Source organism: Roseovarius sp. BRH_c41 (assembly GCF_000961715.1).
GTDB lineage: Bacteria > Pseudomonadota > Alphaproteobacteria > Rhodobacterales > Rhodobacteraceae > Roseovarius.
In genome coordinates, this window is record NZ_LADY01000049.1 from 1 (window position 1) to 11,351 (window position 11,351).

14 protein-coding genes are annotated in these 11,351 nt (G+C 68.5%); 2 read left to right on the plus strand and 12 right to left on the minus strand.

Going from position 1 to position 11,351, the window contains the following annotated elements; translation table 11 throughout:
- Both VR71_RS14225 and VR71_RS14230 read left to right on the plus strand, forming a co-directional pair.
- Nucleotides 1-459, plus strand: a 459-nt coding sequence (locus VR71_RS14225) for an HAD-IC family P-type ATPase (RefSeq protein WP_045685038.1), incomplete at its 5' end; no start/stop codon positions are given.
- A gap of 39 nt (nucleotides 460-498) precedes the next feature.
- Nucleotides 499-978: a DUF411 domain-containing protein gene (locus VR71_RS14230; protein WP_045685040.1), complete on the plus strand. Its 480-nt coding sequence runs from the start codon at nucleotides 499-501 to the stop codon at nucleotides 976-978.
- Nucleotides 979-1,170: 192 nt separating this feature from the next.
- On the opposite strand, the gene VR71_RS14240 is transcribed toward VR71_RS14230, so the two are convergent.
- From VR71_RS14240 to VR71_RS25065, 12 genes are all read right to left on the minus strand, one after another.
- Nucleotides 1,171-1,428 carry a hypothetical protein gene (locus VR71_RS14240; RefSeq protein ID WP_045685047.1) on the minus strand — a complete coding sequence of 86 codons (258 nt, stop codon included), beginning with the start codon at nucleotides 1,426-1,428 and terminating at the stop codon, nucleotides 1,171-1,173.
- Entirely contained in the window at nucleotides 1,425-2,105 is a 681-nt protein-coding gene (locus VR71_RS14245; RefSeq protein WP_045685050.1) for a D-Ala-D-Ala carboxypeptidase family metallohydrolase, read from the minus strand. Before VR71_RS14245 ends, VR71_RS14240 begins: the two co-directional genes overlap by 4 nt.
- A gap of 109 nt (nucleotides 2,106-2,214) precedes the next feature.
- Nucleotides 2,215-2,469: a DUF6127 family protein gene (locus tag VR71_RS14250; protein WP_296430440.1), complete on the minus strand. Its 255-nt coding sequence runs from the start codon at nucleotides 2,467-2,469 to the stop codon at nucleotides 2,215-2,217.
- A 32-nt stretch (nucleotides 2,470-2,501) separates the two neighbouring features.
- Complete coding sequence (locus VR71_RS14255; protein WP_045685056.1) at nucleotides 2,502-3,500, minus strand: hypothetical protein; 999 nt, start codon at nucleotides 3,498-3,500, stop codon at nucleotides 2,502-2,504.
- Complete coding sequence (locus VR71_RS14260; protein ID WP_045685058.1) at nucleotides 3,497-4,366, minus strand: hypothetical protein; 870 nt, start codon at nucleotides 4,364-4,366, stop codon at nucleotides 3,497-3,499. Before VR71_RS14260 ends, VR71_RS14255 begins: the two co-directional genes overlap by 4 nt.
- Entirely contained in the window at nucleotides 4,363-5,040 is a 678-nt protein-coding gene (locus VR71_RS25060) for a DUF2793 domain-containing protein (protein WP_296430442.1), read from the minus strand. The genes VR71_RS14260 and VR71_RS25060 overlap by 4 nt, the downstream gene beginning before the upstream one ends.
- 39 nt (nucleotides 5,041-5,079) lie before the next feature.
- Complete coding sequence (locus VR71_RS14270) at nucleotides 5,080-8,211, minus strand: phage tail protein (RefSeq protein ID WP_045685062.1); 3,132 nt, start codon at nucleotides 8,209-8,211, stop codon at nucleotides 5,080-5,082.
- The gene (locus VR71_RS14275; RefSeq protein ID WP_045685065.1) at nucleotides 8,201-8,419 is read right to left on the minus strand and encodes a hypothetical protein; all 219 of its coding nucleotides are present in this window, start codon (nucleotides 8,417-8,419) and stop codon (nucleotides 8,201-8,203) included. The genes VR71_RS14270 and VR71_RS14275 overlap by 11 nt, the downstream gene beginning before the upstream one ends.
- The gene (locus VR71_RS14280; RefSeq protein ID WP_045685068.1) at nucleotides 8,416-8,664 is read right to left on the minus strand and encodes a hypothetical protein; all 249 of its coding nucleotides are present in this window, start codon (nucleotides 8,662-8,664) and stop codon (nucleotides 8,416-8,418) included. Before VR71_RS14280 ends, VR71_RS14275 begins: the two co-directional genes overlap by 4 nt.
- A gap of 9 nt (nucleotides 8,665-8,673) precedes the next feature.
- Complete coding sequence (locus VR71_RS14285; protein WP_045685070.1) at nucleotides 8,674-9,540, minus strand: phage BR0599 family protein; 867 nt, start codon at nucleotides 9,538-9,540, stop codon at nucleotides 8,674-8,676.
- On the minus strand, nucleotides 9,537-10,709 hold the full coding sequence (locus VR71_RS14290; RefSeq protein WP_045685073.1) for a hypothetical protein: 1,173 nt from the start codon (nucleotides 10,707-10,709) through the stop codon (nucleotides 9,537-9,539). The genes VR71_RS14285 and VR71_RS14290 overlap by 4 nt, the downstream gene beginning before the upstream one ends.
- Entirely contained in the window at nucleotides 10,702-11,337 is a 636-nt protein-coding gene (locus tag VR71_RS25065) for a phage tail tape measure protein (RefSeq protein ID WP_296430444.1), read from the minus strand. The genes VR71_RS14290 and VR71_RS25065 overlap by 8 nt, the downstream gene beginning before the upstream one ends.
- Nucleotides 11,338-11,351: the final 14 nt, after the last annotated feature.

Consider the following 11,351-nt stretch of genomic DNA (forward strand, 5'->3'; position numbering starts at 1 on the left):
CAGGCGGTGGCGGGCAAGCTCGGCATCGACGAGGTGCGCGCAGGCATCCTGCCCGAGGCCAAGAAGGACCTGATCGACCAGTTGCGCCGCGACGGCCACAAGATCGCCATGGCGGGCGACGGGGTGAACGACGCCCCCGCGCTCGCCGCCGCCGATGTCGGCATCGCCATGGGCACCGGGGCCGATGTTGCGATGGAAAGCGCAGGCATCACCCTGCTGGGCGGCGACCTGATGGGCATCGTGCGGGCGCGCAAGCTCGCCCGCGCCACCCTGCGGAACATCAAGCAGAACCTGTTCTTCGCCTTCGCCTACAACGCGCTTGGCGTCCCCATCGCCGCCGGGCTGCTTTACCCTGTCACCGGACTTCTGCTCTCGCCGATGATCGCGGCGGCGGCGATGAGCCTGTCGTCGGTCTCGGTGATCACCAACGCCCTGCGGCTCAGGCGGGTCGACCTCTGATCTGCCAGCCCACACATCCAACCTCGAAAGGAACATCAGATGACCCAAGACATGTTTTCCCGCCGCAAGCTCCTGATCGGCACAGCTGCGCTGGCGGCTGCGTCGCCCTTGAGGGCTCTGGCGCAAGGCGCCGGTCCGGCGATCCACGTGATGAAGGACCCCAACTGCGGCTGCTGCTCGGCCTGGATCGAGATCCTCGAGAACGACGGCTTCGCCGTCACGACCGAGGCGAGCGCCGGGACGCTTCTGATGCGCTACAAGCTGGACAACGGCATCCCGCAGGAGATGGTCTCCTGCCATACGGGTCGTGTGGATGGTTACATTATCGAGGGTCACGTCCCTGTTGCCGACATTCGCCGTCTCCTGCTGGAACGCCCCGACGCGGTCGGCCTCGCAGTGCCAGGCATGCCCTACGGCTCGCCCGGGATGGGACCGGAAAGCCAGCGCGAGGCCTACGACGTGTTTCTGATCCGGCGCGACGGATCGAACGAGGTCTTTACCAGCTACGCTGCTGCCTGACCTTGAGGCTCCAATTCGGCTCTTGATCAGGGGCGAGAACACATACGGACCTGATCCCGGATCACGGCGTAGTCGCTCAGCATCTCGGCGATGGCCGACCCGTGCGGCAGCCGCGCGAGCTCCTCGGCTGCGCGCGCCTGGAACTCGCGGGTGTACTCTACCACGGGCGGGCAGACGGTCGCGATGCCGGGCTCAGAACCGACCGTTGCGCAGCCGCTCAGCAAGCTCGTCGCGAGACCTAGGACGACGAGCCGTCGCCTCGAGCATCTGGCGTTGGACATCATTGGCTTTCTCCGTGGTCTGAAGGCGTTCAGCGAGGCGTCCCGCTCGCTCGCCGGACCGCCGAAGCGAAAGCAGGAACAGGAGCAGGGCGAGGATGATGGCGCCGTAGCGCAAAGCGGCCCGCATCCATGGGCTGGCGGCGAACCCGATCAGGAGCGGGGCCATCACCGCTGCCCTCGGCGCCAGTCATCGAGACGCGCGTAGATCGTGACCGCGATGCCGCCAAGCGCCACGGCGATGAATACCCAACGCAACGTGTCGAGATACGGCACAAGCGGCAAGATCGCGGTCTGGGTCTCGGCCAGCACCTGCTGCGCCACCTCGACGCCCGCCGCGCCCAGCGTCGCCACTCCGGCCGCCCCGCCACCCTTCATGGTACGGCTATCGGCCAGCACTTCGCGCGCAGGCGGAGCTTCTTCGGCGAACGCCGTCGCCCGGACCGGGAACATCTCTCCCCACTGCCGTGCAGGGCCGAGATCGACATGGATGAAGCCCGATCGCGGATAGAAGCCGAAGCCGAGGAACCCGACCTCGCGCGCCGCAGCCTCGAAGGCCACCGGGTCGTGGTTCGACATGGCGATATCAAAAGCCGTGCCGTCCATGTGCTTCGACGACTTGGCCCCGCCGACCGCACGATTGTGTTCGGGGCTGCGATAGGCAGACCGCACGATCAGCGGCTTGCCCAGCCGGTCGCGCAAAGCCTGCAGCTTGTCGAGCGCCTCGGGGTGCAGCTTGATCTGCCCTGTGCCACGGCAGGCGATTTCGGCGGGCGAGAAGTTCGGCCACCGCCAAAGGTTCTGCGGCACATCGCGGAAATGGCGGTAGGTGCGGATGGGCTCGGACATGGAAGAGTTCCTTTGCGAAGGGACGAGAATACCCGCCCGCAGCGACGCGACTGCGGGTTGGCGTGGTTTGCGGGGATTGGGTTGGGTCGCGGGGCGACCCGGTTGGCGCTCAGCCGCCCGGGCCGAAGATCTTCAGCTTCAACGCGATACCCGCGAGCAGTGCGAGGATGATGCCGGTGGTGACGAGATGGACCGTGGTCTGCACGGCCGTACGGCGCACGAAGCGGATGCAGTCGAGCAGCGCGCGCAGGTCGCGGACATCCATCGCGGCCTCCTGGCCGTCGAGCCCGACATCCGCGAGCGCACGCCTGGCGCCTTCTTCAGCCGCGCGTGCCAGCAGTTCCTCGAACTCGGCATCGGACATGCGGACATGGTCCTCTCCGGAGCGACGCGGGCTCATGCCGACAGGATCCCGACCTCGTTGGGCAAGGTCAGATCGCTCCAGGGGCTCGCATCGACCGGGTTCACCGCCCAACTTGAATAGACGGGCTTGGGCGCGAGGTCCGGCACGGTCTCGGGGGCGGCATCGTGGTTGACCCCGCCGATGCGCAGGAAGCCTGCCGTGGCGTCGGGCCCAACCGTGCCCGCCTGCGCGATCTGCTTGAGATGCACGCCCGCGATGGCCGAAACCGAGGCGGGTCCGGTCGGGCCGGTCAGCGAGAAGGACATGCGCTGTCCCGCTGCCGTACTGGCGACCCGCGTGGCGATATCGCCATCGCGCAGCGCATCAATGCTGCCCACCATCTGGTTGAAGCTCGCGATGGCGTTCGGGCTGCGGCGCACGAAGCGCCGCCCGATGGTCGAGACCCCGTCGAGGGCCGCGATATGGGCATAGTACCAGGTCCGGTTCGCGGAAATCCCGTGCAGGGCGGTGTTGGCGAAGACCACGTGGCGCGGCTTGCCCTTTCCGTTCGCGTTCGCGGCGGTGGCCGTCGATTGCAGGACGCCCTCGACATGGAACTCGATGGTGATTTCCGCACCGACCGCCACCCGCACGTCGATCCATTGCGGCTGTCCATTGGGGGCGGTGTAGGAGGAACTGCCCTGCACGCTGGTGTCGCCAGCGGCGATGGCGTGATAGCGGTTGGTGGTCGTGATCGGCTTGATCTGGGCCAGCAGAACGTTGGTAGCTGAATAGAACTCCAGAAAGCTCGCCTCGGCGCGGTTGATGCTGTTGGCGTCGGCGTTGGGCGGCACGTAGCGAAATCCCAGCCAGAGATCGCCCACGGGCTCCGGCACCGAGAAGGAGAACGGCGCGGAATAGCTGTTGAAGCCGACGTGCCGGATCGCGTTGACGTCGAGCGTCGGGTCGAACCCTCCGGCGGTCGTGTTCAGAAGCCCCGAGATGCCGGCGATGTCGGTGGGCTGGTGGCCCAGATGCAGGATGTAACTCATGGCAGTTCCACTTCGATGTAGAGGGCGGATTGGGCAGCGGTGAGGGACGTGCCCCCGCCGTGATCGAGGAAGATCGAGACGCCGCCTGAGGTCAGACGCGTGCCGCCGCCGAGATCGAACCAGGCCTCGAACTCGCCGACGCTGAGGACCTTGTCCCAGGCCAGTTCGATGAAGGCATGCGCCTCGAAGATGCGCAGGTCGGGGTGCTCGTAGCCGAGAGGCAGCACGCCGGGCGGCACCGGATAGCTGAACTGCGAGGGCTGCGAGCGCAGCGTGCCGCCGTCGCCGGGATTGCGGCCCTGGACCTGCGGATAGAAGGCCGTGCTATGCGCGGCCGTCCAGGTGGCCGCCCCGCTCACTGGATCGTCACGCCAGACGCCGTTCCTGCCGATCCAGAGACGCGCAGTGGCCGGGTCTAGGACGAACATCAGCACGTCGCCCGCGCCGAAGGTGGGCAGCCCCGTCAACTGCTGGGCGGCCGTGGCAGTGTTCGACGACCAGAGGGTGCCGTTGCCGCGATACGCGATCGAGCCCAGCGTGATCGGGTTGTTCCCGATATTGAACTCCTCGCGCTGCGCGGCCGAGACCACGCCCATGTAGCCGTCGAAACTGGCGGCCCCGCTGGCTGCACAGAGAACTTCCCAATAGCGCCGCCCGTCCGAGGGCAGGATGGCCTTGGCACTCGGTACCCAGCGCATGTAGTTGGTCCCGCCCGAGGTGTTCACGGCGGTCTGGTTGCCATCGGACAGCGTGTAGCCCGGAGGGCGCCGCGTAGTGTCGAGCTGCCAGACAGAGCCGATATCCACCGGGGGCGCGGCATCCCCGCCTTGGGCAAGGATGGCGGCGCGCATCATCAGCAGGCTCATGCGACGGCTCCCGCCAGCGCGCCCTGGATGACCCAGGCATCTGCACCACGCTTGACGAGTGCCGCGCCCGACCATTGGCCATCGAGAGCGACCGAGCCGCCGGTGACGCCATTGAGCGACACGCCCGGCGCTGCCGTGACCGTGGCGATCCCGGCGCCGACCTGCGTGACATTCATGAGCGTGCCGATCTCGAAGGGCACGGTCGCCTCGACCGGGATCGTCACGGTGACGGCAGAGGAGCCAGTTGTTTCGAGGATGCTGCCAAGATCGACGGCTTCCAGCGTGTGGCTGGTCGCCGTCAGCGTCCGGATGCGCACCACGCCGGGACGCGGCACCTCGACCCATGCCCCGCCCGTGAACCGCACGTACCGCGCTTCATCCGCGATCCAGACCTGCCAGCCCTCTTCGGGGGTCAGGTAGACCCATGCAGCCGCCCCGGCGGGCGACTGGTCCCAGAGGGCAAGCGCGTTGGCATTGGCGCCAGCCGAGGCGGGCACGATGGCGACCTGGCCTGCGGTGCCCGTGGCAGGAAGTGCTGCGGTCCGCGATGTGGCGCGCGCCTGCACGAGGGCAGAGAGGCGGCGCAGGTCTTCGCTGAGGCTGGTGCCCCAGTTGCGCTGGCCGGGATCGTAGAAGGCGCGCAGCCCCAGTCCCGGCATGATCCGTTCGGGCATGCTTGGTCTCGCTTGTCGTGAGGATGGTGATTGCGGGGCTCAGGTGCCCCAGAGGAAGCCCCAGCCGCGATCCCACCCGGCGGCAAAGGGCGCGGTCAGGCGGAAGTGGCGTGCCGCGCGGTCGGTGACCCAACTGCCGCCGACCAGACGACGAGACCGCACGGCGAGGTCGATCTCGGCCGTCCGCTCCGGCGCGCCGGTCTCGGGGATGTCCTCGGGCGCCAGCGTCCAGCTCGTCCCGCTGCCAGCGTCGATCACAATTCCGGGCGGCATGAGCGCTGCGCCCGTGTCGGGGTCGATCCAGCGCACCTCGATCGCATAGCCGACCCCGGGCTCCGGCCCGATCGAAGCGCCGGTGTGATCGACGATCACCGGGCTCGTCTGGGTCAGCCGGTCCCGATGCGTCCAGGTCAGCACCAGATCATCGGCGATCAGCGCATCGACGTCCGGCGCGTAGCTGCCATTGCCCTGCACCCGCCCGGGCGGCAGGGGCCGGATGGCGCGGCGGTCGAGCGTCACGCTGTCCTCGGGCGCCAGCGCAAACGCGAGCGTGCCGCGCCCTGTCTCGGGCAGCAGCCGGATCGCGAGGGTCTCGCCTGCCGCCCAGCTGTCCTCTGTGATCCGCGCGCCCTCATCGAAGAAGATTACCGGGGTTCCCTCTGGATGGGCGCGCGGCACGGTATCGAGGCATCCCCGGCCCACGGTGATGGCGGTGGACGTGATCCCGTCGACACGGACCAGTTCGCCGCCGACGCTCGCCAGCGTGCCGATTCCGACCTCGCCAATGTCGCGCCAGCCGGTGACCGGCAAGACGCGCGCCTCCGGGTGGTCCGTGACGTTCGCCGCGAGCAGCGCCGTCGGCGCGAAGGCGACCACACCCTCTTGCGCGGGGCCGGTGCCAGGGTCGATCCAGAGTTCCGCCGCCAGCGCATCGGCGCTGGGACGTTCGCCGGTTGCCACCAACGCGCCCGCATCCGGATCCTCCGACAGGATGCGGTCGGCCTCACTGTGGCCGAGTTCGCGGACCAGCAGCCAGTATGTGGCTTCCGCGACCATGCGCCGGGACAGTGCGCGCGGCGGCGCAGCGACCCCTGACCCGGTCGGCATGCGCCCGCCCGCGATGGCGGTGGCCCCCAGCGCAAAGACGTCCTCGGCGAGCTTCAATCGGATGCCGTTGTCGCGGCCGTCGCCCTGACCGATCTCGGAGATGCGCATGACGACATCGTCGAGCCCGAGGCGCTCCGACCGCAGCCGGATCACATCGCCAGGACCGAGATCGGCACCCTCGCGGTTCACCACGATCTCGCCCGTGAGCAGCGGTACCGAGAGCGCCCGCAGGTCGCGCTCAGCCACCCGGATCGCCAGCCCCTGGTAGCGGATGCCCGGATAGTCGAGCGTGGTCGCGATGACCTCGCCCATCGACTGCACCCGGGCGGTGTCGGTGACAGAGACCGCCCCCGTGTCGTCCGTCCAGGCATCGGTGAAGCGCACGGTCACGCTGTTGACGAGGTCCGACGGCGCACGCCGCCCCAGCCGCCCCCAGTCCACGACATTGGTCTCGTCGAAGAGTGGCAGTGTTGCTGCCGTGTAGTCGGCCCGGATGAGCCGCAACTCCCAGAGCCCGGTGCGCCGGTCGATGAAAAGCGTCGCGTCGATATGGTCGAGAACGCTGCCGATGAACTCCTCGATGGAGCTGTCCTGCTGCCAGATCAGCGACAGGCCGAAGCCCTCGGTGTAGAGCGTGTCCGCAGCGGCCGTGAAGCTGGCCCCGATTTCGACGGTCGAATAGCCTAGACCCCAGTCGCGGTTTGTCAGGCACTCCCGGATGATATGGGCCGGGTTCATGTCCGGGCCGTTGCCGAAGGCCCCGCGCAGGGAGGCGACCAGCGCCTGCGGGTTGCCAGCCGGGATGACCGGCACGCCGTCCACCGGCGTGTTGTCGATGCGCGCGGTAGAGGTCGTGTTGGCCAGCGCGATGTTAAAGCCGAAGATGTCGGCCGGCGGCAGGGTGCGAATGATCGCCAGCGCCGCATCGACCGAGGAGACCGGCGCAGGTTCGCCGTCGGTTACGAAGATCACGATCCGTCGTTTCGACCCGCCGCCCGCGAAAAACGCTCCCGCCTGCGAGAAGGCGGCGTCAAAACTGGTGCCGCCCGAGGTGCTGTTCGAGAGCGCCAGCATCCAGGTCTCGAGCGCGGCATAATCGTCCGGTCCCATCTCGCGCCGTTCGATCGCGCCTGCGACGCCTGCGTTCCAGAGCACGATGCGGATGTCGTTCGGCCGGTCGGGATCGACGCTGGCTCCGATCTCGCGGATGAGCGCCGCGACGCCCGCTTTCTGGGCGGCCATGCGCGTGCCCGACATCGAACCCGAGACATCAAGCGCAATGTAGATCGCGGCATCCGAGATATTGGCCTCGGGCACGATGGCCGCCTTCTCGGGATACCATTGCGCCGCGCCTGCCTCGCCGGTCAGCACGCGGGTCACGCGGACCGCCCACGGCTTCAGATACGGATTGATGCCGAGATAGACCTGCCGCAGCACCAGGCTGCAGAGCCCGCGATAGCCGGGCACGTCGCCATTCATCCGAGCAGCCAGGTAGTCGTTCTGACCCTGGCCCGGCCCGCCCATCAGCACATCGACATCGCCGCGAATGCCCCCTTCGCGGCTCTCACCGCCGAAGAGGTCGGGCTTGTCGATGCGAATACGCCCACCCCCGGCACCTGCGTTGCTGGCGGCGCTGGTCGCCTCGAACACCTCGACGGCCTGCGCTGCAAAGTTCAGCGCCTCGGGTAGCACGGACCAGGAGGTCACATTGGTGGCGGCGTTGAATGTGACGCCGCGCAGCGTGATCGTCTGGCTCGTGCCATTCGCCAGTTGCAGCCGGTAGTCCCGACCGATGCGCACCCCGGCGCGCGTCCCCAGAAAGGTGATCGTGGCCCCCGTATCACCTGCCAGCGCCGCAGTTGCCACCATGCCCGCGACCGTGCCGATCCGCGTCTCGACGGCCGCGCCGCCGCCCGAGACGCCGCCGCCGGTCGTGACAGACCAGGCGGTGCGGCGGTCAACGAGGATCTCGCGGATGGCATCGATCGGCCCGTGGCACAGCGCCAGATGCATCCCCAGCGAATAGCGATAGCCGACGGTCTGTGCCTTGCTGCTACCGCCCATCGCGATCCTCCTCGGATGCACCCTCCCGCATCTCGGCGATCCGGATCACCGGTTCCACCAGCGCATCCTCGGTCGCGCGCAGGCGGTCGGCATCGATGCCGTGGGCGAGGAAGTCCTGCCAGTCGAACTCGTGGCGCCGGAACCATGGCCGCACGCCTGCGAGGCAATAGCGGGCATCGCGCAGGTCCTGGATCGTCACGCGGGTCACTTCTTTCCGCCTTTCTTCTTGATCGGGTCCACCTTCAGGTCGCCTGCCCAGACGACGTTCGGCCCGGTGATCAGCACCGTCCCGAACACAACCGGGATCGGCCGACCCTCCTCGGCGGTGGGCAGCGAGAAGTCGTCGAGGCCCGCGGCTTGCGGCTTCTCGACCTTGGGACGCGGGCTCAGCGCATAGGAAATCGCCGAGAGCACCAGCCCAAGGACGAGCCGTGCGATGAAGGTCCAGACCATATGGCGTTCTCAGACGATGGAGCCGCCGCCGAAGGGATTGCGGCCGGGGATCTCGGGGAAGCCCCCGAAGTTCACGAGGTTGCCGAACTTTGCCGCGCAGGTGGCTGCGCGCAGATCGCAGCCCGGGGCGATGTCGGCGAGAACCGGGAGCGGCGTGCCGGTTTCCGGGTCGATCTCCGACGCAGCGAGCGCCGCCGCCAGTTCAGGCATCGGGCGCGATAGGGTTAGGGCGGCCCCGGCATGGCCGGTGATGAACCCAAGTTGCGCCCCGAACCTGAGCACACCGCCCCGGTACCAGCCGGCGGGCTCAGCCGCCGCCTCAGGGATCGTCACGGTCAAGCCGTTGCCAGCTACGGCTGTCACCGTGCCGGTCAGCCAGTAGAGCGCGATGTCGAGCCCGCAGCCGCGCCCGTAGAGGGCATGGCGGCAAAGCCGCTGGTACTTCGCCCGCACGCCCGCGCGTCGCAGCGTGCTGAAGATCGACTCGGCCTGCAGCAGGATGCGCTGCCCCTCCACCTCTGCACCCACCACGCGGCCTTTCCAATGCGCGACGGTCTCGCCCAGCACCTGCTCGTGGCCCCGGAAGAGGGTCAGCGTCACAGGCGTATTGCCCAAGGGGGCGAGAAAGCGCCGCGCGAAAGGATGCGAGAGCGGCCAGGTTAGTTCCAGCCGCCCGCGTTCGATCTCGCTCGTCTGCACGACATCGCCATGGGCGACGGCGGCGGGCTCCCAGGTGATTTCGCTTCCGTCGCTCCCCGCGCTGGTCCAGGCCGTGGCGCGGCTGGTGAAACGCCAGACCTGATCGCCTTCCACGAACTGGTAGAGGAAATAGGGGCGGCCCTCGGCGGGGGACGCTTCGATGCTGGCATAGGTCATGCGGGCACCTCGATGACGGGCAGCGTGACCTCGATCGCCACCGAGCCATGCTGGATCTCGACGCGATCCGCGTCGGCGCGCATCGCGGTCAGGAAATGCACCCTCGTCGCGAGCGAAACCGGCTCGCCGAGGTTCGAGGACAGCGTCAGCCGGTGATCCGCGCCCTCGACGATGGCGGCGGTGATCGTTCGGAAGCGCAGCGCGGTCGGCATTTCCAGCAGGATCGCGCGGCCGAAATAGGCCGGGAGCGACGCGACCGGTGCCACGCGCATCAGCGTGGATCCAGAGGTCATAGCGGAACGCAACTGCAGCTCGCGCCCCCAGGTCGACAGCCAGAAGCTGGCCTGCCGCCCGCGAAGCGACCAGAGCCAGCGCCGCAGGGCGTGGCGTGCAATGGGGCCTTGCGCCTTCAGCGTGATCGTCTCGCTCCGCTCGAAGACGTCGCGCAGCGGCTCGGCCACGACCGGGCCGAAACCGTTGTCGACGTATTCGACCGCACGGCGCAGGCTGGCAGTGAGCGGGCGGCGCACAAGGCTCGGGTCGGTCTGGACCGGGCGGCCGAGATAGGTCGGCAGCACCGGTGCGGTGATGTCCGGCGCATCGCGCAGCAGGAAGCTGGCCGTGACCGTGCCATCTCCCTGCCTGCGGCGCGCAACCTCGATGGCCGAGGTCAGCGCACCGACCCGTATCGGCGCGACCGTGACCCGCTGTGCCGCCACGACCGGACCGGGCAGTTGCAGCACCAGAGGTTCCGCCATGATCAGCCGGTCGGGCTGAACGCTGGCGATGGGTACCGCCGCCGCCTCACGGCCATCGACCGCAATCGCCGCCAGTTCCCCGCTCCGGAAATCCGCCACGCCGGTGTCGAGCAGGATCTCCGTCGCGCCTTGCACCAGATCGGCGGCGGGCTGTAGCGCCATGTGCCAGAGCGGGACATGCCAGTCGCCCGCGAACCCCGCGCGGGCGAGTTCCGCGGCGCGCGCCATCCCCAGCGCATCCAGCCTATGCCGGAACGTCACGATCTCGCGCGGCCGGGGCCGGAGCGCGATGCGCTGTTCGCCCGCGCGCGATGTCAGCACATCGGTGCGCCATTCCAGCACTTCGGTGATCTCCTGCGCCGCCGGGAAGGGCCAGAACAGCAGCGGCAGTGGGCCTCCCACCTCAGGCATTCAGCGCACTCCGGTTGCGGCGGATGACGTTCAGGATGGCCCGCTCGCCCGAGGGCGTGGCGAGGTAGTCGCCGACCACCGACGGGTCGAGCACGTTGATGATCCGCGTCGACATGTCCTGCGCCGGTTGGGCGGGTGCGCTGTTCATCTCGACCCCGAGCCGCCCGTCGCGCCCGCGCCGCAGCGGCAAAATCGCCTCGGGACCGGCCTCGCCCATCAGCCCGATGCCCCGCGAGAAGGGAAACACCGTCGGCCGGTTCACGACACCGCCGCGCGCGAAAGCCGTCAGTTCCTGACCACCTGCGAATGCGCCGCCCCTGGCGAAGCCGAACAGTCTCGCGAAGAAACCACCACCGCCGCCCATACCGGAGAAGGCCCGCATCAGCGCATTCTCGATCGGCTTGAAGGCCAGCTCGATCAGCCGGTTCGCGAGGTTCTGCGCGATACGCGAGATGGCGCTGGCAAAGGTCTCCCAGGTGAACTCACCCGACTGCAGCGCCTCCTTGATGGGACCGACGATGTCCTGCGCCAGACCTTGGGCGATCTCGCGCGAGCGTTCCTGTGCCGCCCGCACTGCCTCGGCAGTCATCTCCCAGGCACCCCGCGCCGTGTCGGCCGCCGCGCGCAGCGCCTGACCCGCCC